We start from the raw sequence: 26,688 nt of genomic DNA on the forward strand, positions 1-26,688 counted from the left end.
GAGATGGTGAGAGATTATGGACATTACTTATTTAACAGATATTGGGAAAAAGCGCGCCAATAATCAAGATTATGTGGCTATTTTTCGTAATCAAGCCAACGTTATGTTTGCGATCGTCGCAGATGGGATGGGTGGTCATTTAGGCGGTGATGTCGCTTCCGAAATGGCGGTATCTCAGATCGGCCATGATTTTCAACAGACGACCATCGCTGATCGTCAGTCATTAAGCGACTGGCTTCAATCCGAGTTGACTGATGAGAATAGTCGGATTATTCAAGCTTCTAGTAAATTCGCTGATCTTAGTGGGATGGGGACGACGTTTGTTGCCCTGATGATTTGGAGTCAGCATTATTTGGTGACCAATATTGGTGATAGTCGCGGGTATCTTTTCCGAGATCAACAATTACGCCAGATCACAGAGGACCATTCTCTGGTCAACGAGTTGGTCAAATATGGCAAAATCAGTCCGGAAGAAGCAAAACACCATCCGCAAAAAAATGTGATCACACGAACCTTGGGTGTTTCTAAAGATGTTCAACCTGATTTTCGAACTGGTGATTGGCAAGATGATGATCTTTTCGTCCTGTGCAGTGATGGCTTAACGAATATGGTCGCAGACGAGCAGTTGGCGTTGATCCTTGGCGACGAAACTGCCTCTTTGAAAGAGCGGGCGCAACGCTTGATCGTGCAAGCCAACGCTAATGGTGGTGCCGATAATATCACAGTTCTTTTAGCGCGGCTTGGAGCTGCGCCAACGCAAACGGAGGTGCAATCCTAATGATGGAGCGCGGCTATTTGGTTTCAGGTCGCTATCAAATCATTGACACGCTTGGTGAGGGTGGCATGGCCAATGTCTATTTGGCAGAAGACACTTTCTTACACCGACAAGTCGCAGTCAAAGTTTTGCGGATGGACCTGCAACATGATCAGGCGACGATTCGCCGTTTTCAACGCGAAGCAAAAGCAACTTGCGAACTCTCACATCCCAATATCGTCAGTGTGTACGATGTCGGCAGTGATGATGGGATGCAATACATCGTCATGGAATACGTGAAGGGCGAAGATCTCAAGGCTTTCATCGAGCAAAAATTTCCTTTGCCGTTGAGTGAGGTCTTGGATATGATGGATCAGATTTTGTCAGCCGTTCAGTTGGCGCATAGTCGGGGCATCATCCATCGTGATCTCAAACCACAGAACATTTTGGTGACTCCTAATGGGCAGGTCAAGATCGCGGATTTTGGGATCGCGGTGGCTTTGAATGATCAATCAGCGACTCAGACCAACTCGTTACTAGGTTCGGTCCATTATATTTCGCCGGAACAGGCTCGTGGTGGTATGGCAACGCCGCGTTCGGATATTTATGCGTTGGGGATCATTCTTTATGAATTGTTAACAGGTAAAGTACCGTTTGCTGGCGATTCAGCTGTGACGATCGCACTGAAACATTTTCATGAAGAGATCCCGTCGATGCGCGCTTTAAATGATCAGATCCCCCAGCCTTTGGAGAATGTGGTCCTAAAAGCGACCGCTAAAGACCCAGATCAACGTTATCAAAGTGCCCACGCGATGGCTCAGGATTTAAAAACATCTTTGGATATTGACCGAGCAAACGAACCTAAGTTTGTGGCGACCAGCGTTGATCAAGATCTGGCGGCGACTAAAGTTTTGACCGATCTGCCAGCGGCGACAGCGACTTCCGAATTAGCCACGCTTCAGCAAGATGAAGCTGCCACGCCTAAGCCGACCGCATCCGCTACAGCTAAAGCTAAAAAGAAACGGAAATGGCTGCCTTGGGTGATCGCCGGCGCGGTTGTTTTAGTTGGCTTGGTGATCGGCTTGATCATTCTCTTTGGTAAACACGATGTCACCGTACCTGATTTAGCGGGTATGTCTCAAAGTGAAGCCACCAGTTCCCTAGCGGATCATGATTTGAAAGTTGGCGAATTGGTTTACGAGAATAGCGCAACTATCGCCAAAGATTTGGTGATTCGCAGTATCCCCGGTAAGAAAAGTTCTGTCAAGGCCGATAGTACAGTCAAGCTAGTTTTAAGTCAGGGCGCTAAAACTTATCAGGTCAGGGATTATCACGATTTGGAATATAGTGAGATCAAAGAAAAGCTGACCAAGGCAGGGTTTACTGTCAAACGTAAGAATAAGTCATCCAGTTCGATCGCCGCTGGTCGCATCATCAAACAAAGTATTACCGCCGGCAAAAAGGTCGTGGCTAAGAAGTCGACGATAACATTGACGGTCAGTACAGGCGAACCAACTTTCAAGTTACGCGATCTGAGTGGTTACTCCAAGAAGAATGTGCAGGATTATGCGGACGATGTTGGTCTAAATGTGACGTTTGTAGAAGAATACAGTAGTACAGTTGAATCGGGAGTGGTGATTGGCACTGACCCAGCCAAAGACACCATTGTATCTTCAGGAGCCACAGTCACTGTTAAAATGTCAGCCGGGACGGATCCGACCAGTGTTTCATCCTCATCTTCAAGTAAAAATGATTCCGTCAAGACTATTGATAAGGTGATCCCGATCACTTATTTGGCGAATAATAGCGATTCTTCGAGTACAGGTAGTACAACTGATGATTCAAGTAGTAGTTCATCAGTTGCTCAGAATAAGATCACGATCTATATCGGCGATGAGAATCATAATATCGAGACGCTTTATCGCACGATGATGATCTCGACAAATACCAACATAACATTAAGCTTTACCGTCAAAAATGGCGAATCAGCGCAATACCGGATTTTACGTGATGGCGAATTATATGCCAGCGAGTCAGTGACGCAATAAAGGCCAGGATGACAGATCATCCGGCAGCTGCGTGTGAAACAGCAAAGTAATCAAGTCGAAGCGAGGGGAAGAATGGCGACAGGAAAGATCATCAAGTCGATCAGTGGTTTTTATGACGTGGTCCAAGCAGATGGCGCGATCATACGCACACGTGCGCGCGGTAATTTTCGCAAGCAGGGGATCAAACCGTTAGTGGGTGACTTTGTCGAATTTGCGGACGCCTATTTACTGTCGATCGAGCCGCGAAAAAATGAATTAGTCCGACCGCCGATCGCCAACATCGATCAAGCAATCGTGGTCATGAGCGCGGCCGAGCCAGCATTCTCGTCAAATCTGTTAGATCGTTATTTGGTTTACTTGGCCACTTGTTCGATCAAACCTTTGATCTATATCAGTAAATTTGAACTTCTGACCGTTGAGCAGCAAGAGCAATTGTTGCCAATATTTGCTGTTTACCGTAAAATCGGCTATCCAGTTTTGCTGGGGACTACGGAACTTTCAACAGATTTTCATGAATTGCGGCAACTACTCGCTGGTCAGGAAACCGTTGTGATGGGGCAGTCGGGTGCGGGTAAGTCGACGTTACTCAATCATTTATTGCCTCAGTTAGATTTGGCGACAGCGGCGATCTCAAACAGTTTGAATCGCGGCAAGCATACGACTCGAACAGTCACGTTATATCCGTTTGGCGCGGCTGGCTTGGTCGCGGACACACCGGGCTTTTCTTCATTAGATCTGACCGCGATCACCGTAACGACATTGCCCACACTTTTTCCTGAGTTTGTGGCGTTGGCGGACCAATGTCGCTTTCGCGGCTGCTTGCATCTGCAGGAACCTGATTGTGCGGTCAAGGCCGCGCTTGATCAGGGTAAGATCGCTCAATTTCGTTATGAGGATTACCAACAGTTGCATCAAGAATTAGCGGCACTTAAACCAAACTATCGTTGAGCAATGATCGCTTTTGGTTTAGAAGGGGAGAAAAGTAGTGATCAAAAAAATCCGGATCATGCTAGGTGGACCGGCAGCGCAAATACCGCCAATGACGGAAAAAGAATTACATGAGACCGAGTGGATCGGCGTCGATCATGGCTTGATCTGGCTGTTCGATCATGGCGTCACGCCTTTGATCGGTTTAGGCGACTTTGATTCACTATCACCTGCTGAACGTTTGCGTGTGGAACAAAAAGTGGCAGATCTTCGCTACGCCTTACCTGATAAAGATTTTACAGATTCGCAATGGGCCCTGACGACAGCTTTCTCTGACCTTAAAGCGGATCAAGTTGAACTTTTCGGCGCAACAGGTGGACGACTTGATCACGAGCTAGTCAATTTATTCATGATGACCATGCCAGCTTACCGTCAGTGGCTAGGGCGGGTCACGATTCAAGATCGACAAAACAAAATCAGGTTTTATGGACCAGGCGATCATTCTCTAGTGCCTGACCTTCAATATCGTTATCTGGCGTTCGTCACGCTGACCGCGATCACAGATCTTAACCTTAGCCAAGTCAAATATCCACTCAGCCATTACTCAGTCGATTTTCCCACATCATGGTCGAGTAATGAATTTCTGCCGGGAACGGTGGCTAAATTTTCTTTTCGCGCCGGGGTAGTTGCCGTGATCTTAGCTCGGGATGAATGAGTTGGGAAAATATTAGGTATCGCGATCGAACAAAGGTTGCTTTCAGGCTGGCTTCAGTGTACACTAGTAAAGTTGTCTTGATTAAGATGGTTGGTTGGCGTTTGACCGGCGCTATTGGTAGCTTAACTTTTTAAAATTATGCTTGCACCAACATGTCATTTATGATAAATTTAATCAGGTAAGCTTTTTACGAATACATAACCAAGAAGGAGGTACGACAATGGCTAAAGATTTTATTACTGGACGTAAAACAAGTTTCGGGAACAAGCGCTCACACGCTTTGAACTCATCACGCCGCACTTGGAAGCCAAACCTTCAAAAGGTTCGTATTTTAGTTGACGGCAAGCCTAAACGCGTTTGGGTCTCTGCTCGTGCACTTAAATCAGGTAAAGTTACACGCGTCTAGTACGTGTTTAAAAAGTTGATCACAGCCTTTGTCGCTGTGGTCTTTTTTGTTGTCCTATTAGAATCACAAAATAGCTGTAATAACATCAGTACGGCTACTTGGCCCCCTGACTTGAGCCGATTTGCAAAGTGCGGCTTCTGCATTTACTGACTTGACTGCTTGCAGGGTGTGCCGGGTTTGGGTGTGGACGCAACCGCCTCAGGGCGTTTGTAGTGGCTGGAACGCAGTGGGCATCGTTTGAAGCCAATCCGCAAAACCGGCGGCTTGTCTTCAAATCGAGCCTTTGTCTAAGTAGCTGCTGACGCACCTACAAAGACAAATTTCACTGCTGAAACGTGTTCGCCGACCTAGCTTCTTCCGCTTAGCTACGCTCTTATTCCGGAAGCAAGGAACGCTTCCAAAATAAGAGCTAGGCTAATGCTCAGAAGCCGCCCAGGTCGGCTCACACTCTGGATAGAGCCACACGCCCTGAAGCGGTTGCTGGGCAGTATCGAGCTTATCTGCAATCTGGGTGAAGTAGGTTACGAAGTGTTTTTGCTAGTGTGGTGGACAAAATGTTATCGCTTCAATTGTCGAGAAAAGTCCTGTCAGCTGTTTGACGAGAGTTGCCAGCAATCATCAAGCTAATTGTTACGATGTCACTATCTGTGCGGACTTGTGACCACTAGCCATGGTCGTCAATTGCGTGGGGATTTGTCAGTTTAAATGAGCAGGCACTATGGCGTGGCAGCTTGATTTACTTAAAATGGTTGAGCGGGCGGAGTGGAGTGTGGCGGGTAAGATCACCGTGAAATTGGTCTTAGTGGCTGTGCCACTTAGACCAAGGCCTGATTTTAAGACTCGCAAAGCGAGGCTTAAAACAGCGCCCACAGCGAGCTCACCCGCCACACGCAACGCAGCCCGCGGCCATCATTGAAACAGCGTCCTCCGCTTAACTACGCAATTGTTTCGGAAGCAAAGTGCTGCTTCCAAAGCAATCGCTAGGCTAATGCTCAGAAGCTACCCGTTGTGCTTTGCACTCCGCTTGGAAACGTGCTCCGCACAACTGACTTCTGTGCTTAACTACGCAATTGTTTCGGAAGCAAAGTGCTGCTTCCAAAGCAATTGCTAGGTTAATGCTCGAAGGCAACCCGTTGTGCTTTGCACTCTGATCTTTTCTGTACATCTTGTTTTCAAATGAGCTGGTATTATGCTAAAATGGTGAGTGGAATGCTATCATGATAAGTATAGAATCATTATAGGAGGCGCCATATGGCAGTCAAAATCAAATCAAAATATGGTGAGATCGACATCGCCAACAGCGTGATCGCTACTGTGGTCGGCGGTGCGGCAACCGATATCTACGGGATCGTGGGAATGGCTAGTAAGAATCAGATCCGCGATAATTTAAATGAAATTTTGCGGCGCGAGAATTATGCTCGCGGTGTTGTGGTCCGCCAAGAAAGCGACGACGTGGCGGTCGATGTTTATGTCATCGTTGCTTATGGTACTAAAATCTCTGAGGTTTGTCGAAATGTGCAAGATAAAGTAAAATACAATCTTGAATCAATGCTTGGGATGGCAGCAAACTCAGTCAATGTGTTCGTGCAGGGTGTCAAGGTCCTTGGCGATTTAGATTAAAGTTGAGTAAATGTCATCAGGAGGAACAACTGTGGAGCTAAAAGAGATACAAGCAAAAGAATTTCAAGATATGGTACGGGTAGCAGCCCATCGACTTGGTTTAAATGCAGATTTTGTCAATTCGTTGAATGTTTTTCCGGTGCCCGATGGGGATACTGGGACAAATATGAATTTGACGGTAAAATCTGGTGCTAAAGCGGTCAATGAATCTAGCGCGTCCGATGTTGGGACTTTAGCCAAGGCTTTTGCTAAAGGCTTATTGATGGGGGCGCGGGGTAATTCCGGCGTGATCACTTCACAACTGTTTCGTGGTTTTGCGAAAAGTATGGAGCACAAAACAGTTTTAAATGCGCAGGATCTAGTCGATGCGTTTACTGGTGGGGTCCAGACTGCTTATCAAGCAGTAATGAAGCCAGTTGAGGGGACGATCCTGACTGTGGCGCGTGAAGCAGCCAAGGGCGCGCTCCTCAAGGCCAAGAAGACGGATGATATCATTGAGATCATGCGGGCATTAGTGGAAGCGTCGAAGAAGTCATTGGCGAACACGCCCAATCTGTTACCTGTTTTGAAGGAAGTCGGCGTCGTTGACTCTGGCGGTCAGGGCTTGGTTTTCATTTATGAAGGCTTCCTTGAAGGTTTGTCCGGCGAAACCGCTGAACAAGACGTTTATGTTCCCGACGAGCAAGAAATGGATGAAATGGTCAACGCGACTCATCATCAATCAGCTCAAAGTCATTTGGCGACGGCTGATATCGTCAATGGTTATTGTACTGAAATGATGATCGAATTGGGCAAAGACGCAACGACGAATGATGAGTTCGATTACAATGATTTTCGGCAACATCTCAGTGAGATCGGCGATTCATTGCTAGTCGTGGCAGATGATGAAGTGGTCAAGGTCCATGTTCATACAGAAAATCCTGGTGAAGTGCTCGGCTATGGTCAACGTTATGGAGCACTGGAAAAAATCAAGATCGATAATATGCGGATCCAACACGAGACCATTGTTGATCAAGACGAGGCTGCGCCAGAAGAAGCTAAAGAATGGGGTATCGTTGCCATTGCCGCCGGTGAAGGCGTAGCGGACCTCTTCCGTAGTTTGGGTGCGACTTATGTGCTGAGTGGTGGGCAAACGATGAACCCAAGTACACAGGATATCGCGGACGCGATCAATGCCACCAAGGCTGAAAAAGTCATTGTTTTACCAAATAACGGCAATATCCTTTTAGCAGCGCAACAGGCGGCAGAGGTGGTTGACGCTCAAGTCGCGATCGTGCCAAGCAAATCGATCTCACAAGGGATGACGGCTTTATTGTCATTCAATGGTGAAGCGGCCTTAGCTGAGAATCAAAGTGAAATGACTGCAGCGTTAGCAACAGTTAAAAGTGGTTCTGTTACTCAAGCGATCCGCGATACGGAGATCGATGGCCTGCAGATCCATAAAGATCATTTCATGGGGATCGTTGATGGCAAAATCATTGTTGATGATCCTGATCGGCAAACAGCGGCGATCCAAACCGCTTTAAAGATGTTGGACGAAGATAGCGAGATCGTGACTCTGATCGTTGGGCAAACTGGTGATCAAGCTGAAGCACAAGCAGTGGCTGATGCAGTCACGGCTCAAGATGATGCGATCGAAGTTGAGATCCACGAAGGAGATCAACCTGTTTACCCATATTTGATCGCGGTCGAATAACAATTGTTTTTCCATGGTAAAGAAGAACGCGTGGGTGGATTTTTGCCAGGCGGACTTGTTTACCATTTTTATTTGGTCCCGATCTGATCGGCAAGAAAGTGAGGTGGCGAGATGGTGTTAGATGATTCAGTCAGTCGATTAGCTGGGGTCGGACCCAAGACCGTCACCGCCTTGGCTGAACTGGGGATCCAGACGATCCGTGATTTACTTTTTTATTTTCCGTTTCGTTATGATGACCTAAAAGCGCGGCCATTAGCAGAACTACAGGATCAAGAAAAAGCACTTTTTAAAGGCGTGGTCATCAGTGAGCCTATTTTGAGCCGCTTTGGTCCGCATAAAGTACGGTTGAATGTGCGCCTGTTGATCGACCAGGTTGCTGTGATCGCCACTTTTTTCAATCAGCCTTGGTTGAAAGATAAATTCGTGCCTGATGAAGAAGTGGCGATCTATGGCAAGTGGAATGAGCCCCAAAAGCGGGTCGTGGGGATGAAAGTGATCACCCAACAGACTCAAAACGAATTGGATCCGATCTACTCGGTGAATAAAGGCATCCGTCAAAAAAAGTTGATCAGTTTGATCCAAAGCGCTTTTAAACAAGAGGGACAAAATTTGACTGACGTGATCCCTGAATCGGTACGGGATCATTATCGTCTCTTGACTGATTTTGAATTGGTCCGGCAAATGCATTTTCCTCAGAATCAGCTTGAATCAACGGCGGCTCGGCGGGCTGCGATTTTCCGTGAGTTTTTCTTATTTGAAGCACAGATCGCCCAATTGCGGCAACAAGATCAAGATCCGGATCAAGGCTTAGTCTTGCCTTATCAGTTGACGCCCTTGCGTCAATTCATCGCATCCTTACCATTTCGGTTGACCGCGGCGCAAAAGCGGGTCGTCAATGAGATCTGTTTGGATTTGAAATCACCCCGGCATATGAATCGTTTGTTGCAAGGGGATGTGGGTTCCGGGAAAACAGTCGTTGCTGCGATCGCCATGTTTGCTGCGGTAACGGCTGGCTTTCAAGCGGCCTTGATGGTTCCGACTGAGATCTTGGCCGAACAACATTTCCAAAAACTAACGCACTTATTCGCGCCGATGCAAGTGAAAGTTACTTTGCTGACGGGCTCATTGAAAGCCGCTGATCGTGAACAGCGGTTGCAGGCGATCAGCTCTGGTCGCAGTAATATCGTGATCGGGACCCACGCTCTGATCCAGACTGGCGTTGACTTTAAGGCCTTGGGGTTTGTCGTCATTGATGAGCAACATCGTTTTGGCGTCAATCAGCGGCGGGCTTTGCGGGAAAAAGGCCAGAATCCAGATGTTTTGGCAATGACTGCCACTCCGATCCCCAGAACACTGGCGATCACGACGTATGGTGAGATGGATATCTCAACGATCGATGAATTACCAGCAGGTCGGCGGCCGATCAAAACAGTTTGGGTCAAAACCAATGAGGCTAATCAAGCATTGGCTTTGACTGAGCAACAGCTGGCTCAGGGTGATCAGGCTTTCGTGATCGCGCCTTTGATCAGTGATTCTGACCAAGTCAACTTGAAAAACGCTGAAGATCTGTACCAGCGGCTGGCAAAATATTTTGGGACCCGTTACCAAGTTGCTTTGCTTCATGGTCAAATGACGCCACTGGAAAAAGAAACGACGATGGCGGCTTTTAGTCAGGGTAAGGTGCAGGTACTAGTGGCGACCACGGTTGTCGAGGTCGGGGTCGATGTGCCTAACGCCAATGTGATGTTGATCTTTAATGCGGACCGTTTTGGCTTGGCCACGCTACACCAATTGCGCGGTCGTGTTGGCCGGGGTCAACGGCAGGCGTTTTGTTATTTGATTGCGGATCCGACTAATGAAGTCGCGATAAAACGAATGGAGATCATGACCGCGACCAATGACGGTTTTGTTTTAGCCGAGGCTGACTTGAAATTGCGAGGCCAAGGTGATATTTTTGGTGATAAGCAATCGGGGTTGCCGGAGTTCCAATTAGGTGATCCGATCACGAATAATAACACGCTTCTGGCGGCGCACCAAGTCGTCCAAACCATGTTTGAGACAGATCCGGCTTTAAGTTCGGCGGAGAACCAAGGTCTAGCACAATATCTGCGCGCTCAACAAGCAGCAGATCAATTTGATTGAAGGATGGCGTTCAAAATGAAAATCGCAGTAGATGCTATGGGTGGCGATCACGCACCAGCAGTAGTTGTCAAAGGGGTCGAACAGGCACGAGATCAATGGCCGGACCTTGAATTTGTTTTATTTGGGGATGTGGCTCAGGTCAAACCCCTGATCAAAGACGAGCAACGGTTGACTTTGGTCCAGTCGAACAGTGTGATCACTAATGAGGACGAGCCTGTCAAAGCCGTTCGCTCCAAAAAAGATTCGTCGATGGTCATGGCGGCACAAGCTGTTAAAAATGGCGCGGCCGATGCGATTTTTTCAATGGGGAATACCGGTGCTTTATTGGCCACGGGAATTTTTGTGATCGGGCGGATCAAAGGCATCGATCGACCGGCGTTGATGCCGACCTTGCCTAGTGTTGATCCGGATAAGGTCGTCAACTTATTGGACGCGGGCGCTAATGCTGAAAGTAAGCCCAATTATTTGGAACAATGGGCCTTGATGGGTTCGATCTATGCGCGAGATATCCGCGGGATCAAAGAACCGCGGATCGCGCTTCTAAATAATGGCACCGAATATGATAAAGGTGACAGTCTGCATCAGGAAGTCTATCAGCGTTTGCAAGCCAACCCTAACTTGAATTTTGTTGGCAATGTTGAGGCGGGAAATCTGCTCAATGATCAAGCCGACGTGATCGTTAGCGACGGGTTCACTGGTAATGCTGTTTTGAAAGCGACTGAAGGTATGGCAAGTTTATTGATGAAGCAGATCAAGCACGCGTTGCTGAATAATGGCACCAAAGTCAAGCTGGGCGCGGCGCTGATCAAGCCTGCTTTTGGTGATATCAAAAATCGGTTCAGCACATCAGCGAATGGCGGTGCGGTCCTTTTGGGCGTTAATGCCCCAGTGGTCAAAACTCACGGTGGGTCTGATGAAGGCGCCGTCGTTTCCACGATCGGGCAGATCCGCGAAATGTTGCGCAAACAAACGATCCATCAAGTGATCGAATATTTACAGACCAATCCAATCAAATAAATGTTTCCCTGATCACCCCTAAGGAGCAGGTCGACACGCGGCGTTAATGATCATGCTGACGTTTGATCATGAGCGTGCTTGTCAAGGCGTGACGATCACCTTCGGCTGATCCATAACGAGTACTTTTACAAAAAAATGAAATTAAACGTTTTTGAACACCCGTGGGTCGCTGATTTCTTGTATAATATGAGCAGGCCACTAATTCGAGGAGGTTTCATCATGACAGAAAAAGAAGTATATGATAAAGTAATTGATTTGATCGCGGAACGATTTGAGGTCGAACCAGCAAAACTAATGGCGACTACGAATATCAAAAATGATTTAGCTGCGGATTCGATCGATCTGGTTGAATTTGTCTTGGAACTTGAAGATACTTTTGGCGGTGAGATCCCTGACGACGAAGCTGAGAAATTAAACACGATCGATGATGTGGTCAAGTATATCGTCGCTCATCAAAATTGATCGGCTGACTTTGTTTAGTTGACAATGGTCGTGATGAATGACCGGTCCTGAAATAATTGTTAGGTTACAGTAGCGAGCAAGAGTAGGGGGACCTGCTCTTATTTTGTGTTAAGAGGGAGTCTGTGTGAGTAAAATGGGATTTGAGTGGCGCAACTGGCGCGGTTTATCGGTGGCGATTTTGTTGCTCTTGGGCTTGACCGGTTGTCGGCCTAAACAAGCACAACAGGATCAACAACAGCAGCAAGTCGCCCAGACATTGACAAAATTGCCTGAGCAAGTTGAGAATACAAAGAAAAGTCTCACTGGTGGGCATTTTAAGTATGCGTTGGTTTCTTGGTCGCCGTTCAAGGGTATTTTCAATGAAGCTTTGGCGACGGATGCCAATGATCAAGTGATCGCGGCTCCAGGCAATGAATCTCTGTTCCGTTATAATTCTGACTATCGGATCGTTGATGGTGGCGCGGCGGATCTGCGTCTGGACGTCCTAGCCAAGACTGCGACGATCACGATCAATGATCGGGTCCGGTGGTCTGATGGACGGCCCCTAGTCGCTGAAGATATTCGTTATTCCTATCTGATCATTGCGAATCCCAAAAGTGAAAGTCAGCGATATACTGGTTCGTTGGCCGATATTGTTGGTCTAGCGGAATACCATGCGGGGCAAACAGATCAGATCAGTGGGATCACGATGCCAGATGGCGCCAATGGTCGGCGCGTCGTGTTACATTTCAAGGAAATGAAACCTGGGATGACGCATAGTGGCAATGGTTATTTTTGGGAATATGCCAGCCCCAGTCATCAGCTCAAGACGATTCCTTTTGACCAGCTGGCCAATTCCGCGGCGCTCCGCAAAACCCCTTTATTTTTCGGCGCGTTCAAGATCAAGTCGATCGAAGCTGGACAAAAAGTGACTTGGGTGCCGAATCCTTATTATTATGGTAGTAAGCCCCATCTAGCGGCGATCACCTTCAATGTGGTCTCACCTAATGCGGTGGTCGATGCCATGAAGCAGCATCACTATGACATGGCGACAGTCGCCAGTGATCAATGGCCAGAGCTCCAACAGAGTTCTCGAACCACCTTCATCGCCCGAAAGCCCTTGAGTTATCGTTATCTGTCCTTCAAGGTGGGACGTTATCAGGACGGTCACAATGTTTTAAATCCGAAAAGCAAAATGAATGATCTTGCCCTACGTCAAGCGCTGATCTATAGTCTTGATCTGGAAAAAATCACGCGCAAATATACCAATGGTTGGCAATTTCGAATCAAAACGTTGATCCCACCGGCATTCAAACAATACTATGCGTCATCAGCGGAAGCTTATTCATATGACCCTGCTGAAGCAGCCAAGCTATTGGATCAAGCAGGTTATCGGAAGAAGGGCAAGTGGCGGACCAAGCCCAATGGGAAACCACTGGTGTTACATTTCGCGGTCAAACGTGATCTAACTAATAAAGAAGAGATCGTTCAGGCCTATTTGAATGCTTGGCATAAGATCGGTTTGAACGTTAAGCTGACTTCAGGCCGTTTGTTAGAGGCCAACTCATTCTATGATAAACTAGAAAATGATGATCCGGAGATCGATTTCTTTGAAGCCGGCTGGGATCTTTCTACTGAACCATCACCGGCCGATCTTTATTCGGCAACGGCTCCATTTAACTTTGGCCGTTTTGTGACCACTGAAAATACCGCATTATTGAATAAAATCGATTCTTTAGATTCTTTCAATGAACAAGAGCGGATCAAAGCATTCAAGGCTTGGCAGACCTACATGAATCAAGTCGCTTACGTGGTCCCAACAACAAGTAGCTATGATGTTCGGGCGCTTAATACGCGGGTCAAGGGCTTCTCGTTGGCCCCTGATGCCAATTGGAAAGACGTCAGTGTGACAGCGCCGAAACGGTGATCCTTCACGTCTTGGGTCATTGGTGTTCGCGTTTTTGATCATTTCTTGCTTGCTACGCCTTAAAGTATCAGTTTGATCAATTAATGTTTGTGGTAAACTGCACTGTGATTTGAAACGTGTTCGTCGACCTAGCTCCTTGCGCTTAACTACGCAATTGTTCCGAAAGCAAGGGACGCTTTCAAAACAATTGCTAGGTTAATGATCAGGAGCTGAACAGGTCGGCTCACACTCTGATTTTGAAATGTGCTGCGCGAGGATTGGCTGTTGTGCGTAGCTACGTCATGGTTCCGAAAGCAAAAAGCGGCTTTCAAAACCATGACTAGGCTAATGCTCGCAGCCACCCATCCTCGCTCCGCACTCTGGTTTGAAACGTGCTGCGCGCAACTGCTTTCTGCGCCGATACGCAATTTGTCACAGATTGTCTAGCGCCAATCTGCAACAAATCGCTAGTCGTGCTCAAAAGCAACCCGTTGCGCTCCGCACTCTGATTTGAAACGTGTTCGTCGACCTAGCTCCTTGCGCTTAATTACGCAATTGTTCCGAAAGCAAGGGACGCTTTCATAACAATTGCTAGGTTAATGCTCAGGAGCTGACCAGGTTGGCTCACACTCTGATTTTGAAACGTGCTGCGCGAGCCTGCTTGCTGCGCTTAGCTACACAATTGTTCTGGAAGCAAGGTGCGCTTCCAAAACAATTGTTAGGCTAATGCTCGCAGCCACCCATCCTCGCTCCGCACTCTGATTTGTTGTCTATTGTATTTTTAGGGTATAATTAGTACGATTCATCACTTGGATCTTTTGGATTTAAGAACAGAAAATAAGGAGTTGAGTCAACGTGGTAGCAGCAGAATTTACCTCACATCTCCGCGCTAAATATGGCGTTGAGTTTAAAGATCTGTCGTTATTGGATGCGGCTTTTACCCATGCCTCATTCGCAAATGAAAATCGTAATTTAGGTTATGGTAATTATGAACGGTTAGAATTTCTAGGTGACGCAGTGATGGAGCTGGCTGTTTCTGATTATTTATTTGAGAATTTCAAGAATTTGCCTGAAGGTCGTTTGACGCGGATGCGTGCGGCGATCGTTAAATCTTCTAGCTTTTGTAATCTGGCGATGGAAGCCGGCTTTCAGCCTTATATCCAATTGGGTGTTGGTGAAGAACGGACGGGTTCACGACAACGAGCCAGCTTACTGGAAGATGTTTTCGAAGCTTTTAATGGGGCGCTTTATTTGGATCAAGGGATGCCGGCAGTGGTTGCTTTTTTAGAACAGATTTTGTTCCCCAAGATCGATGCTGGTCAATATTCCTCTGATATGGATTTTAAAACCAGATTGCAGGAATATTTACAGCAAAATGGTGAGCGTGAGATCAAATATCAAGTGGTCAGCGCTGACGGAAATGCCCACGATAAATTGTTCGTGGTCGAGCTACAAGTTGATGGTCAGGCTGTGGCGACTGGACATGGTACCAATAAAAAGAACGCCGAGAAAGACGCCGCGAAGAATGCTTTGGCCATTTATCACGTGGACTAATTAGGAACAGGTTGGAAGTTATATGCCCCTTAAATCTTTGATCATTAATGGATTCAAATCTTTTGCTGACAAAACCACGATCACGTTTACGCAGGGTATCACAGGGATCGTTGGGCCCAATGGTAGTGGTAAGAGTAATATCACTGAGGCGATCCGCTGGGTGATGGGTGAGCAATCCGCCAAAAGTCTTCGGGGCAGTCACATGCCCGATGTTATTTTTGCGGGTAGCGCGGTTCGGGAACCTTTGAATCGTGCAGAAGTAACCTTGGTTTTTGACAATACGCAACATGATCTACCTGCGGAGAACGCCACGGTCAGCGTGACTCGGCGGTTATTTCGTGATGGCACCAGTGAATTTTATTTGAATCAAAAAGCTTGTCGTTTGCGCGATATTACCGATCTCTTTCTGGATTCCGGGTTGGGTAAGGCGTCATTTTCGATCATTTCTCAAGGTCGTGTCGAAGAGATCTTTAACTCTAAACCAGAAGAACGGCGGACGATCATTGAAGAAGTAGCTGGCGTTTATAAGTATAAGCAACAGAAAAAACAAGCAGAGGCTGAGCTGGCCGTTACAGAAGAAAATCTCAATCGAGTGGCGGATATTCACGATGAGCTGGCTAGTCGCGTGGAACCATTGCGACGACAGGCTAGTTTGGCGCGGGATTACCAACAACAAAAGGCAGCTTTTGACCGGCTTGATCAACAGATCTTGGCCTTGGAGTTGCACGACCTAGAGCTACAAAAGCAGGAACGTGAGCAACGTCAGCAAGAACTTGCGACGATCTCCAGTAAAATCGATAGCGAGGCTACGGCGTCTAGCGCCCAATTGCAGAAATTACGTCAAGCTAATACGACTTTGAACGCGACGATCGAGCAAAAACAGGCGTTATTGTTGGAGCAGACCCGGCAGGCGGAAGCGCTCAATGGCAAGATCTCTTTATCAACAGAACGATCTAGCTATCATCATAGTAGTTTGACCGCGTTGACCAAAGAATTGGCTGAGGTTGAGACACGGCAGCAACAGCAGACCGATAATTTGACGATCACTGCCCAGAATCTACAGGCAGCTCAAGCTCAAAAGGAAAAGTTAGATCGACAATTGGCACAGTTGGTTGCTCAGGAGAACGAGAATCAAGAAGATATCGCCGCGCGACTTAATGAGCTACGTAGTGACTATATCGAGCTTTTGCAACAGCAAACCACGTTGCGTAATGAGCTTGTTTACCAGCAGGAACAGCTAACGCAAAAACGTCAACAGCAAGAGACCCTTGGGACAGAGCAAACCTCGCAACAAGATCGATTGACACAACAGGAAAAGACAGTCAAAACCTTGGCGGATCAGGTCACGGACGCGACGACAGAGTTAGCGACGGCTGAGGCCCAAGTCCAAGAGCAACAACATCGATACCAACAATATGGGCAAAAGATCGAAACACAGCAACAGGCTTGGTATGATCGCCTGGCTAAATTCCAACAATTGAAGGCGCGCTATCAAAGCTTGAAAGAGTCTACTGATGATCACAGTGGTTTTTACCTTGGTGTTCGTGCGGTCCTCAATCCACAAAATCATTTGCGTGGCCTACGCGGCGCGGTGGCTGACCTTTTGACTGTACCAGCAAAGTTTCAAATGGCCATTGAGCAAGTTTTAGGGGCGCAACTACAACAGATCGTTTGTCAAGATGCGGCCAGCGCCAGTCAAGCCATCGCTTTTCTTAAGGAAAAACGCTTAGGACGCGCGACTTTTCTACCCTTGACCACGATCCAACCGCGTGAGGTTCGACCGGATCTTTTAGCCACGGTTGTGCGAATGCCTGGTTACTTAGGTGTTGGCGCGGAGATCGTAACGATGTTGCCGGAGCTTCGGCGAGTCCAGCAGCATTTGTTGGGTAATGTTTTGATCGTCGATGAGTTAGCTCATGCCACCGCGATCGCAAAAGCAATTCGTTATCAGACGAGGATCGTCACTTTGGAGGGTGATATCCTAACACCGGGCGGGGCGATGACGGGTGGTCGGATCAAACAGCAAGGCCAAGGTCTGTTGAATCGGCAGCAAAGTTTGACTGAACAACAAGGTCAGTTGAAGCAATTACAACAAGAGCTAAATGCGCAACAGGCCACGATCCAGCAGTTGAAAGATCAACGCCAGACGATCAGCGGCGCGCTGACGGACCAAGAGATCTCAGTTAAAAAGTTGCAAGAACGACTGGTCGAAGCCAAGAGTCAACAGCAACAGCAAACAGCACAATTAGAACGATTACAGCGAGAACACCAAGTCGTGACGTTGGATCAGCAACGATTGGTCACAGATCTGCAGACACTTGCCACAGCAGTCCAAACCAAGCAACAACAACAAGATCGTTTAAACCAGCAAGTCGATCAGGCTAAAGTCACGATCGAACAGCAGCAGGAACGACTGGCTAATTTTACCAGTCAAAAAGAGAATCTGACCCAACAGATCAATGAGGTCAAGACGCAACAAGCAGTGGCGGCCCTTTCGTTGCGTAATCAAGAAGAGTTGCAAGAGCGGCAAGATCAAGCGCTAACGTCTTCGACACAACGAGGCGCGGAGTTACAACGACAATTGGCGGCACTAAACGAGAACGCGTCACAGACCGCCGTGGATCTTGATCAGGTCAAACAATCTTTGGCGAACTTACAAATAGTGATCACCACGGCTCAAAAAGATCTAGCGTCCTTGAAACAACAACGAACGGCGCAGGAACAACAAGTTCAGGATTTGGAGCCAGAAACGCAACGTTTCTATCAGTTGCAGAAAGAAACGGCGAAAGAACAAGAAACAGTCGCAGTCAAACTGAATTCATTAAAAACGGCAATGGCGCTCAGATTGACGACCTTGCGCGAGGACTATCAACTCAGCTACGAGGCGGCCTATCAGACCGTGGTTGAGCAACAGAGCGACTTGGCGGCATTACGTTCCGAGTTCAAATTGGTCAAATTAGCGTTGGCCGATATCGGACAGGTCAATCTTGAGGCGATCGACGAGTATGCGACTGTCAATGAACGTTACCAGTTTTTGACCAAACAACAAGATGACCTGATCGCGGCCCGCAAGCAACTTCTGGAGACGATGGCTGAAATGGATCAAGAGGTCAGCCAAAGATTCGCCAAGACCTTCACTGCAGTCGACGCGGCCTTCCAGCATGTTTTTCCACAGATGTTCGGTGGTGGTCAAGCGCATTTAGTGCTAACGGATCCTACTGATCTCTTGAATACTGGCATTGAGATCAACGCCCAGCCGCCTGGCAAAAAATTACAACATTTGAGTTTGCTTTCAGGTGGGGAGCGAGCGCTGACGGCGATCACTTTGTTGTTCGCGATTTTGAAAGTCCGCCCAGCGCCATTTAGCATTTTAGATGAGGTCGAGGCCTCGCTAGATGAGGCCAATGTGGTCCGCTTCGCCAATTATTTACAGAATTATGAGCAACGTACTCAATTTATCGTGATCACGCACCGTAAAGGCACGATGATGAAAGTCGACCGGTTGTATGGTGTGACTATGCAAGAGTCCGGTGTTTCAAAAATCATCAGTGTTTCATTGACCGACGTGGCGCAGTAAGTGATAATCAAAGTAGACGCATGACGGATCAAACAAGAAAAGGGGAGGATCTTAATGGGATTTTTCGACCGTGTTAAAAAGGCCTTTGGAGGCGAAAAAAAAGCTGAAACAACTGTTGATCCAGCTCAACTTGACCAAGCGGCTGACCAATCATTAGATCAAGTACCGTCAGCAGCCGACCAAGCAGGTCAGAACAAGCCACTTCGACCTGATACAGACGCAGCCACCACTGGTGCCAACGAACCGGTTAAAGAGGCGGCACCTGTTTCAACAGCGGCTGCTGATCAGGAACAAGCCGCTGATCAAGATAGGCAAGAAGAAACCGCAGCCACCACAGGACAATCTGAGCTGACAGACACAGCAATCACGGCGCAATCTGAATCAACAGCGGCCGATAAGAATGATAACAACGCTATGGCCGCTAAAGCCAGTGACGCGCTTGAAGAAACCGCGCCCACTAGTCCGGCAGCCAGCGCCGCCAACACCGATCAAACCGTTAGCGACCAAATAACCGCGGTCCCAGCTGAACCAGCAGCGAACAATGAGACTTCTGCCCCAGATGCCACCGCTGAAAAAACCGACCGGACAGATCAGACGGAAATTGCTGGAGACGGTGCTACGAAGGTGGCGTCCTCAGGTTCAGTTGCGGCCTATGATCAGGGCTTGGCAAAAAGTCGTCATGGTTTTGCGGCGCGTCTGAATCAATTTTTGGCAGGTTTTCGTAGTGTTGATGAAGATTTCTTCGAGGATCTGGAAGAGATGTTGATCGAGGCCGATGTTGGTTTTGAAACGGCGATGACGATCAGTGATCAACTGCGTGATGAGGTCAAATTGCAGAATGCCAAGACTAAGAAACAAGTCGGTTTGACGATCGTTGAGAAAATGGTGGATCTTTATGGGACGGAAGGAGCGGCTGAAGATAATCGACTTCATTACGCACCGACGGAACAACGGCCAACTGTTTTCCTTTTTGTGGGGGTCAATGGCGCTGGCAAAACCACGACGGTCGGGAAATTGGCCGCTCGTTTAAAAGCCTCTGGTCAGAAAGTTTTATTAGCGGCAGCGGATACGTTTAGAGCTGGGGCGATCGAACAATTGGCGACTTGGGCCCGCCGAGTCGGGGTCGATTGTGTCACTTCAGCGCCTGGCGCTGATCCGGCTTCAGTTGTTTTTGAGGCGGTCCAGAAAGCAAAAGCGGAAAATTATGATATCCTATTAGTCGATACAGCAGGACGGTTACAAAATAAGGTCAATTTAATGAACGAATTGGCAAAAATCAAACGGGTGATCGTCCGTGAATTACCAGAAGCTCCCCAAGAGGTATTGTTGGTTTTGGATGCGTCAACGGGTCAAAATGCTTTGAGTCAAGCCAAGCAATTTAAAGCGACCACTGATGTGACGGGGATCGTTTTGACCAAACTTGATGGTAGTTCCAAGGGTGGCATCGTGATCGCGATCCGCAATGAATTGCATCTGCCAGTCAAGCTGGTGGGTCTCGGGGAAAAGATGACTGATCTAGCCGACTTTGACGCGGAAAAATTTGTTTATGGCCTCTTTAAGGGTTTGATCGATGAAGCTTAAGGTAGGTGGCGTCAATGGCCGATGAAGTGGTAGAATTAAATGAGCGGATCAATGAATTGTTCGATTTTTATCGCCCCTTGCTGACGAAAAAGCAAGCGACTTACTTAGAACTTTATTACGCTCAAGATTATTCGTTAGGTGAGATCGCGACGCAGTTTTCTGTAAGTCGTCAGGCCGTTTATGACAATTTGAAACGAACGGCTAAGATTTTGCTCGGCTATGAAGATAAGTTGCATTTGATCGCTCATTTCCAAAAAGAAGTCGCTCTGGTCGATCGATTGAAGCAACAGGTCGCAAACGATCATCCTGATGATCCGCAATTACAACGATTACTCCAAGATTTTGAAAAATTGGTAGATTCTCAATAAGGTGGTAGACTAAATGGCATTTGAAGGACTGACAGAACGGCTACAAAAGGCTTTTAGCGGTCTGCGGCGCAAAGGAAAAGTCAGCGAAAGCGATGTTCGTGACGCGATGCGCGAGATCCGGCTAGCTTTACTTGAAGCCGATGTGAATTTCAATGTGGTCAAGGACTTTGTCAAAACAGTTCGGACCAAAGCGGTGGGTAAAGAAGTCTTGGATAGCTTGACCCCATCGCAACAGATCATCAAGATCGTTCATGATGAACTGGTCAAAGTGATGGGTGAATCTGCAGTTCCCCTAAATAAATCCCCGCATATTCCGACGATCATCATGATGGTCGGGCTCCAAGGGGCCGGGAAGACCACGACTGCCGGAAAATTGGCTAGTCGTTTGATCAAACAGGAAAAAGCACGTCCCTTAATGATCGCGGCCGACGTTTATCGACCAGCCGCTGTTGATCAATTGGTCACGATCGGTCAACAATTGTCCGTGCCCGTTTTTGAAATGGGGACTGACCATGATCCTGTTGAAATCGTACGCCAAGGCTTAGCGCAAGCGGAAACGAATAAAAATGATTATGTCATCATTGATACCGCCGGTCGTCTAGAAATCGACGAACAATTGATGGCCGAATTAAGCCAGATCCAAGCACTAGCGCACCCTAATGAGATCTTGCTGGTCGTCGATGCCATGACTGGCCAAGTCGCTACTCAGGTCGCCGAGGGCTTCAATAAACAGCTTGATCTAACTGGGGTCGTCTTGACCAAGTTAGATGGTGATACTCGTGGTGGGGCGGCTTTGTCGATCCGGGCAGTCACAGGCAAACCGATCAAGTTCGTCGGTCAAGGTGAGAAACTTGATCAATTAGATATTTTCTATCCTGATCGAATGGCGGATCGGATCTTGGGCATGGGCGATATGATGACCCTGATCGAAAAAGCTCAAACCGATTACGATGCGAAGCAAGCAGAAGATATGGCTCAAAAGATCCGCGAAAACAATTTTGATTTCAATGATTTTGTGGAACAAATGAGCCAATTGGAGAACATGGGGCCATTAGATGATTTAATGAAGATGGTCCCTGGGATGGCCAACAATCCCGCACTAAAGAATGTCAAAATGGATCCGAAAGACATCGACCATTTGAAGGCAATCGTTTATTCAATGACCCCGACAGAACGTGAAGATCCCGAATTACTGAATCCTAGTCGTCGGCGTCGGATCGCTGCCGGTTCAGGTCGAAATGTTCAAGAAGTCAACCGGATGATCAAACAGTTCAAGCAATCCCGAGAGATGATGCAGAAGATGTCCAAGGGCAACTTTGCTGGCATGGAAAATCTTTTTGGTAGCGGGATGCAAGGTAAAATGGGCAAGATGGCAATGAATTCGATGGTGCGCAAGCAAAAGAAGGCCAAGAAGAAACGACTAAAGAAGGCCAAACGATTCAAGTCGAATTAGTTGTGTTGAGCGGATTCTGTTGGATCCGCTTTTTGTTTGTAGTTGATTTGTAAAAATACCGTTTCTGTACTTGTCATTTCGTTTGATTGCAGATGTAGTTGGGTTTGGGTGTGGACGCAACCGCCTCAGGGCGTTTGTAGTGGCTGGAACGCAGTGGGCATCGTTTGAAGCCAATCCGCAAATACGGCGGCTTGTCTTCAAAGCGAGCCTTTGTCTAAGTAGCTGCTGGCGCACCTACAAAGACAAATTTCACTGCTGAGCCACACGCCCTGCGGCGATTGCTAGGCAGAATTGCGTCTATATGCAATCTAGGCGAAGTAGGTTACGAAGTGCTTTTGCTAGTGTGGCGGTCAAAATGCTATCATTTCAATTGATAAAAAATTCTGACTGGTTATCGCGACCGATTATCCAGACTAGTAAATCCAAGTTTTGTGGTACGCTATTCAGTTGCTGGTGATCATCAAGCTGATTGTTACGTTGTGGCTACTAGCCATGGTCATCAACTACGTGGGAATCCGTCAATTTACACGAGCAGGTAGAATGGCGTGACAGCTTAGTCTGCTTAAAATGGTTGAGCGGGCGGAGTGGAGTGTGGCGGGTAAAATCGCCGTGAAATTGGTCTTAGTGGCTGGGCCACTTAGACCAAGGCCTGATTTTAAGACTCGCAAAGCGAGGCTTAAAACAGCGCCCACAGCGAGCTCACCCGCCACACGCAACGCAGCCCGCGGCCAAGGTTGAGAAACGGAACAGCTGCCCACAGCGTTCTACCACCCCAGCCTGACCTGAAGCCCCACCACATTGTCTGCCACCAACGTTCAGCGTGGCGAAGCCACGCGCTTTTCAAAAAAATCTACCTGTCAAGAAGAAGCCCTTTACAGTCCTCCGAATTTCTGGTATAGTATTGAAGTTGATTATTTTGGGACGTTACATATTAACGTTACTTACAGGAGGAACTATCTATGACCGTTAAAATTCGTTTACGCCGGATGGGCTCAAAGCGCCGTCCTTTCTACCGTTTAGTTGTTGCTGATTCACGTGCACCTCGTGATGGCCGTTTCATCCAAGAAGTTGGTTACTACAATCCAGCTAGTGAACCAGTTCAATTGAAATTAGACGAAGATGTGATCTTCGACTGGTTACAAAAAGGTGCCCAACCTTCAGATACAGTTCGGACTTTGTTGTCAAAACAAGGTTTGATGAAGAAATATCACGAAGCTCGCTTCGAAAAGAAGTAATTAAATGACAACAACTGAGGTCAAGGATTTGATCAGCGCCATCATTACACCGTTGATCATGACACCAGCAGCCTTCACCATTGATACCAGCGAGGACGCCCATTTCACCACGTTCAACGTGGCTTTGGATCGCAAGGATATTGGACGGGTCATTGGTAAGCAAGGTCGGGTTGCGCAAGCGATTCGCACGTTGATCTACGGGATTCGGCTGGATAATGGCAAACGGATCCGTTTGAACATACTTGATAATTAGTTAGGGGGAGGCTGGGATATTTTATCTCAGCCTTTCTTATTGGTAAAGTGCGGCGTGCAGCGGTGTGGCTTCGAGCATTAGCATAGCGATGTCTTTGGTAGCGGTCTTCGCTGTTAAGGATGTCGCGGCGCTAAGCACAGAAGTCAGTTGGACGCAGCACGTTTCAAAAGGAGGACGGAGCGGTGACAGAAACAAATTATTATGAAGTTGGCACGATCGTCAACACTCATGGGATCCAAGGGGAAGTACGGGTGATTGCGACCACGGACTTTCCAGAGTTACGTTTCAAGAAAGGTCAGCGCCTGTTCATTCAACAAAATCAAGGTTATTTGCCCTTGGAGATCACGGGCCACCGGATCCACAAACAATTTCATTTATTGACCTTCAAGGATTACCAAGATATCAATCTGGTGGAACCTTTTAAAGGAAAATTGCTGTATGTCGCCGAGGCCGATCAACAGAAATTGGCGCCCAACGAATATTATTATCGGGATATCATTGGGTTGACGATTTTGGATCATGAGACTAAGGAACCGTTAGGCAAGGTCAAGGAAATTCTGGCGCCCGGCGCGAATGATGTCTGGGTGATCCAGCGGCCAGGCCAAGCGGATCTGCTCTTGCCGTTTCTCAAATCGGTCGTTTTGGCGATCGACCTGACCACGAAGAAGGCCTTGGTCGAAGTCCCCGCAGGATTGGATGATTAGGTATGCAAATTGATATTTTAAGTTTGTTTCCGGATATGTTTAGCGCCTTGCAGGAGTCGATGATCGGCAAGGCCCAAGCGAAAAGCTTGTTGAAAATCGAGGTCACTGATTTTCGCGACTTCGCGGCCAACAAACATCATAGCGTCGACGATACCCCTTATGGTGGCGGGGCTGGCATGCTACTGCAAGTGCAACCGATCGCGGCGGCGCTGGCGGACGTGACCACCAAGCATGGTCCCGCTGAGCGGACGATTATTTTGGATCCGGCTGGGCGCCGATTTGACCACCAATACGCAGTGGAGTTGGCTCAGGCGCAACATTTGGTCTTCATCTGCGGCCACTATGAAGGCTTCGATCAACGGGTCTATGATTTAGCCACGGACACCGTTTCATTAGGCGACTATGTTTTGACCGGCGGTGAGTTGCCGGCGATGGTGATGATCGATGCCTTGGCGCGGCAGATCCCCGGCGTGCTCGGCAGTCAAGAGTCCGCGGCGACCGATTCTTTCGCCCAAGGGCTGTTGGAATACCCGCAATATACCCGCCCAGCCGATTATCGAGGACAAAAGGTTCCTGAAGTCCTGATGAATGGCAATCATCAATTGATTCGCGACTGGCGTTTAAAGGCGGCGGTTTGGCGGACGTTGCAGCAACGACCGGACTTGTTGGCGCAACTGGATGATCCCCAAATCGCCGCGATCATTCGTGAATTAAATCGCCGCGATGACTTGTCAAGCTTCAATGATTTATGATAGAATATAAACTTGTGGTGAGAACCATATAACAACGATATTCCGCTGTCTCGGTCTGAAAACAAGGTAAGAATGTCGGCGAAAGAGGAGAAAAACATGAACCCATTAATTTCTGAGATCACCAAGAGTCAATTACGTAGCGATATTCCTGATTTTCGTGCCGGCGATACTTTACGTGTCCACGCTCGGATCGTCGAAGGTACTCGCGAACGTATCCAGCTTTTCGAAGGTGTTGTGATCAAACGCCGTGGTACTGGCATCAGCGCAACTTATACTGTTCGTAAGATCAGTAACGGTGTTGGCGTTGAACGAACTTTCCCACTGCACACACCTCGCGTTGAAAAGATCGAAGTTATCCGTCATGGTGCTGTACGTCGTGCAAAATTGTACTACTTACGCGCATTGCGGGGCAAAGCTGCTCGTATCAAAGAAGCAAAACGTTAATCAAAAGATTGATGATCGAAAACCCATTCCCTGGTGGAATGGGTTTTTTGTATCTTCTTTGCTATCCTTATTGCACAACAGTAGCAGCCCAATCTCTTTTTTGAGGGAAAAGTGTGAGCTGGATGTTGTGATCGACAGTTGGGCAGGAAATTATGCTTTTCAGGCATAGCCACAATCAATGATAAGTATTGGTCACAGCGCCAAATCTGGGCTAAGATAATAGGAGAAGATGATGGCTGATTTTTATCCGGAGGAGCAGTCTTTGGCTGCCACCAGCCGGAAGCTCAGTCGCATTGCGAACGATGGTGAAAGGCTGGGTCAGTAAAGATGAAAAAAGTTTTGATATTAGGGGCGCATGGGCAGATTGCCCAGCTAGTGACGGCGCGGTTATTAGCGGAAACAACGGATATTCGATTGATGCTATACTTGCGGCACAGTGAGCGGCTGACGAATCCGAATCCTAGTCGCGTTGAAATCATTGATGGCGATGTCAATGATCTGGCCACATTGAGTCAAGCGGTGGCCGGTCAGGATCTGGTTTATGCGAACTTAGGTGGCGAGTTTGAACCGATGGCGCGGAAAATCGTTCAGACGATGACGACAAATCAAGTCAAACGGTTGATCTATGTCACCGGTTTAGGGCTCTATCATGAGGTGCCCGGTGAATTCGGCCGTTGGGGGGAGGCCAGTATTGGCACGCCGGTGATGGACGATACGCGGCGGGCCGCGGCTTTGATCGAGCAGTCGAATTTGAATTATACGATCATTCGCGCGGCTTACATGAACGATGATCCTCAGATCGATTATGAGTTGACCGTGAAGGGTGAGCCATTCAAGGGAACGATCATTTCCCGCGCGAGTCTGGCTGATTTGATCGTCAAAATTATTCGCAATCCGCAATTGCATCAATTTGCCAGTTTAGGTGTTGATCAACCGGGGACTGACGGTGACCGACCTTATTAAGCGGTAGCAGTTGGGCTTATTTTGACACTCCTGATGGGGGGATCGGGAAAAGCGTCTTGATTGCCTTGACGCTCCCGATTACCTTGACTGACAGCGCCACACGTTGAGCGGAGATTTCTAGATTGCTAGTTG

22 protein-coding genes are annotated in these 26,688 nt (G+C 47.8%); all 22 read left to right on the forward strand.

Annotation, left to right across the window (positions count from 1 at the left end):
• Positions 1 to 16: 16 nt before the first annotated feature.
• The 22 genes from OCU21_RS07660 (at position 17) to OCU21_RS07765 (ending at position 26,556) form a co-directional block, all read left to right on the forward strand.
• Entirely contained in the window at positions 17 to 778 is a 762-nt protein-coding gene (locus OCU21_RS07660) for a Stp1/IreP family PP2C-type Ser/Thr phosphatase (protein ID WP_261806852.1), read from the forward strand.
• Positions 778 to 2,802, forward strand: coding sequence for a Stk1 family PASTA domain-containing Ser/Thr kinase (pknB, locus tag OCU21_RS07665; RefSeq protein ID WP_261806853.1), 2,025 nt, complete (start codon positions 778 to 780; stop codon positions 2,800 to 2,802). The genes OCU21_RS07660 and pknB overlap by 1 nt, the downstream gene beginning before the upstream one ends.
• A gap of 72 nt (positions 2,803 to 2,874) precedes the next feature.
• A complete protein-coding gene (gene rsgA, locus OCU21_RS07670; protein ID WP_261806854.1) occupies positions 2,875 to 3,750 on the forward strand; it encodes a ribosome small subunit-dependent GTPase A in 876 nt (291 codons plus the stop codon).
• A 37-nt stretch (positions 3,751 to 3,787) separates the two neighbouring features.
• Positions 3,788 to 4,444, forward strand: coding sequence for a thiamine diphosphokinase (locus tag OCU21_RS07675; protein WP_261806855.1), 657 nt, complete (start codon positions 3,788 to 3,790; stop codon positions 4,442 to 4,444).
• A gap of 220 nt (positions 4,445 to 4,664) precedes the next feature.
• Positions 4,665 to 4,850, forward strand: coding sequence for a 50S ribosomal protein L28 (gene rpmB, locus OCU21_RS07680; RefSeq protein WP_057823002.1), 186 nt, complete (start codon positions 4,665 to 4,667; stop codon positions 4,848 to 4,850).
• A 1,251-nt stretch (positions 4,851 to 6,101) separates the two neighbouring features.
• A complete protein-coding gene (locus tag OCU21_RS07685) occupies positions 6,102 to 6,470 on the forward strand; it encodes an Asp23/Gls24 family envelope stress response protein (RefSeq protein ID WP_261806856.1) in 369 nt (122 codons plus the stop codon).
• A 31-nt stretch (positions 6,471 to 6,501) separates the two neighbouring features.
• Positions 6,502 to 8,166 (forward strand): DAK2 domain-containing protein, encoded by a 1,665-nt coding sequence (fakA, locus tag OCU21_RS07690; protein WP_261806857.1) that lies wholly within the window; start codon positions 6,502 to 6,504, stop codon positions 8,164 to 8,166.
• 111 nt (positions 8,167 to 8,277) lie between these two features.
• Positions 8,278 to 10,308 carry an ATP-dependent DNA helicase RecG gene (gene recG, locus OCU21_RS07695; RefSeq protein WP_261806858.1) on the forward strand — a complete coding sequence of 677 codons (2,031 nt, stop codon included), beginning with the start codon at positions 8,278 to 8,280 and terminating at the stop codon, positions 10,306 to 10,308.
• Between the two features lie 15 nt (positions 10,309 to 10,323).
• Positions 10,324 to 11,325, forward strand: a complete 1,002-nt coding sequence (gene plsX, locus OCU21_RS07700; protein WP_261806859.1) for a phosphate acyltransferase PlsX — start codon at positions 10,324 to 10,326, stop codon at positions 11,323 to 11,325.
• 219 nt (positions 11,326 to 11,544) lie between these two features.
• Positions 11,545 to 11,787, forward strand: coding sequence for an acyl carrier protein (acpP, locus tag OCU21_RS07705; protein ID WP_261806860.1), 243 nt, complete (start codon positions 11,545 to 11,547; stop codon positions 11,785 to 11,787).
• Positions 11,788 to 11,920: 133 nt separating this feature from the next.
• Entirely contained in the window at positions 11,921 to 13,693 is a 1,773-nt protein-coding gene (locus OCU21_RS07710) for an oligopeptide ABC transporter substrate-binding protein (RefSeq protein WP_261806872.1), read from the forward strand.
• A gap of 834 nt (positions 13,694 to 14,527) precedes the next feature.
• On the forward strand, positions 14,528 to 15,226 hold the full coding sequence (gene rnc / locus OCU21_RS07715; RefSeq protein ID WP_261806861.1) for a ribonuclease III: 699 nt from the start codon (positions 14,528 to 14,530) through the stop codon (positions 15,224 to 15,226).
• A 22-nt stretch (positions 15,227 to 15,248) separates the two neighbouring features.
• The gene (smc, locus tag OCU21_RS07720) at positions 15,249 to 18,803 is read left to right on the forward strand and encodes a chromosome segregation protein SMC (RefSeq protein ID WP_261806862.1); all 3,555 of its coding nucleotides are present in this window, start codon (positions 15,249 to 15,251) and stop codon (positions 18,801 to 18,803) included.
• A gap of 54 nt (positions 18,804 to 18,857) precedes the next feature.
• The gene (gene ftsY / locus OCU21_RS07725) at positions 18,858 to 20,384 is read left to right on the forward strand and encodes a signal recognition particle-docking protein FtsY (protein ID WP_261806863.1); all 1,527 of its coding nucleotides are present in this window, start codon (positions 18,858 to 18,860) and stop codon (positions 20,382 to 20,384) included.
• 14 nt (positions 20,385 to 20,398) lie between these two features.
• On the forward strand, positions 20,399 to 20,752 hold the full coding sequence (locus OCU21_RS07730; protein WP_261806864.1) for a putative DNA-binding protein: 354 nt from the start codon (positions 20,399 to 20,401) through the stop codon (positions 20,750 to 20,752).
• 13 nt (positions 20,753 to 20,765) lie between these two features.
• The gene (gene ffh, locus OCU21_RS07735) at positions 20,766 to 22,205 is read left to right on the forward strand and encodes a signal recognition particle protein (protein ID WP_261806865.1); all 1,440 of its coding nucleotides are present in this window, start codon (positions 20,766 to 20,768) and stop codon (positions 22,203 to 22,205) included.
• Positions 22,206 to 23,164: 959 nt separating this feature from the next.
• Complete coding sequence (rpsP, locus tag OCU21_RS07740) at positions 23,165 to 23,440, forward strand: 30S ribosomal protein S16 (RefSeq protein ID WP_125601506.1); 276 nt, start codon at positions 23,165 to 23,167, stop codon at positions 23,438 to 23,440.
• Positions 23,441 to 23,444: 4 nt separating this feature from the next.
• On the forward strand, positions 23,445 to 23,693 hold the full coding sequence (locus OCU21_RS07745) for a KH domain-containing protein (protein ID WP_125601504.1): 249 nt from the start codon (positions 23,445 to 23,447) through the stop codon (positions 23,691 to 23,693).
• Between the two features lie 182 nt (positions 23,694 to 23,875).
• Positions 23,876 to 24,397 (forward strand): ribosome maturation factor RimM, encoded by a 522-nt coding sequence (gene rimM / locus OCU21_RS07750; protein WP_261806866.1) that lies wholly within the window; start codon positions 23,876 to 23,878, stop codon positions 24,395 to 24,397.
• 2 nt (positions 24,398 to 24,399) lie between these two features.
• Positions 24,400 to 25,149 carry a tRNA (guanosine(37)-N1)-methyltransferase TrmD gene (gene trmD / locus OCU21_RS07755; RefSeq protein ID WP_261806867.1) on the forward strand — a complete coding sequence of 250 codons (750 nt, stop codon included), beginning with the start codon at positions 24,400 to 24,402 and terminating at the stop codon, positions 25,147 to 25,149.
• 96 nt (positions 25,150 to 25,245) lie between these two features.
• Entirely contained in the window at positions 25,246 to 25,593 is a 348-nt protein-coding gene (gene rplS, locus OCU21_RS07760) for a 50S ribosomal protein L19 (RefSeq protein WP_261806868.1), read from the forward strand.
• 327 nt (positions 25,594 to 25,920) lie between these two features.
• Positions 25,921 to 26,556 carry an NAD(P)H-binding protein gene (locus tag OCU21_RS07765; RefSeq protein WP_261806869.1) on the forward strand — a complete coding sequence of 212 codons (636 nt, stop codon included), beginning with the start codon at positions 25,921 to 25,923 and terminating at the stop codon, positions 26,554 to 26,556.
• Positions 26,557 to 26,688: the final 132 nt, after the last annotated feature.

The sequence above is a fragment of the Lapidilactobacillus luobeiensis genome (genome assembly GCF_024345205.1).
Lineage (GTDB): Bacteria > Bacillota > Bacilli > Lactobacillales > Lactobacillaceae > Lapidilactobacillus > Lapidilactobacillus luobeiensis.

Excerpts from the sequence above, each read along its gene's own strand:
- smc (WP_261806862.1), top strand. The coding sequence starts at position 15,249 with ATGCCCCTTAAATCTTTGATCATTAATGGATTCAAATCTTTTGCTGAC.
- OCU21_RS07660 (WP_261806852.1), top strand. The coding sequence starts at position 17 with ATGGACATTACTTATTTAACAGATATTGGGAAAAAGCGCGCCAATAAT.
- pknB (WP_261806853.1), top strand. The coding sequence starts at position 778 with ATGATGGAGCGCGGCTATTTGGTTTCAGGTCGCTATCAAATCATTGAC.
- rpsP (WP_125601506.1), top strand. The coding sequence starts at position 23,165 with ATGACCGTTAAAATTCGTTTACGCCGGATGGGCTCAAAGCGCCGTCCT.
- ffh (WP_261806865.1), top strand. The coding sequence starts at position 20,766 with ATGGCATTTGAAGGACTGACAGAACGGCTACAAAAGGCTTTTAGCGGT.
- rplS (WP_261806868.1), top strand. The coding sequence starts at position 25,246 with ATGAACCCATTAATTTCTGAGATCACCAAGAGTCAATTACGTAGCGAT.
- rsgA (WP_261806854.1), top strand. The coding sequence starts at position 2,875 with ATGGCGACAGGAAAGATCATCAAGTCGATCAGTGGTTTTTATGACGTG.
- OCU21_RS07685 (WP_261806856.1), top strand. The coding sequence starts at position 6,102 with ATGGCAGTCAAAATCAAATCAAAATATGGTGAGATCGACATCGCCAAC.
- OCU21_RS07765 (WP_261806869.1), top strand. The coding sequence starts at position 25,921 with ATGAAAAAAGTTTTGATATTAGGGGCGCATGGGCAGATTGCCCAGCTA.
- rpmB (WP_057823002.1), top strand. The coding sequence starts at position 4,665 with ATGGCTAAAGATTTTATTACTGGACGTAAAACAAGTTTCGGGAACAAG.
- recG (WP_261806858.1), top strand. The coding sequence starts at position 8,278 with ATGGTGTTAGATGATTCAGTCAGTCGATTAGCTGGGGTCGGACCCAAG.
- plsX (WP_261806859.1), top strand. The coding sequence starts at position 10,324 with ATGAAAATCGCAGTAGATGCTATGGGTGGCGATCACGCACCAGCAGTA.
- trmD (WP_261806867.1), top strand. The coding sequence starts at position 24,400 with ATGCAAATTGATATTTTAAGTTTGTTTCCGGATATGTTTAGCGCCTTG.
- acpP (WP_261806860.1), top strand. The coding sequence starts at position 11,545 with ATGACAGAAAAAGAAGTATATGATAAAGTAATTGATTTGATCGCGGAA.
- OCU21_RS07745 (WP_125601504.1), top strand. The coding sequence starts at position 23,445 with ATGACAACAACTGAGGTCAAGGATTTGATCAGCGCCATCATTACACCG.
- OCU21_RS07730 (WP_261806864.1), top strand. The coding sequence starts at position 20,399 with ATGGCCGATGAAGTGGTAGAATTAAATGAGCGGATCAATGAATTGTTC.
- ftsY (WP_261806863.1), top strand. The coding sequence starts at position 18,858 with ATGGGATTTTTCGACCGTGTTAAAAAGGCCTTTGGAGGCGAAAAAAAA.
- OCU21_RS07710 (WP_261806872.1), top strand. The coding sequence starts at position 11,921 with ATGGGATTTGAGTGGCGCAACTGGCGCGGTTTATCGGTGGCGATTTTG.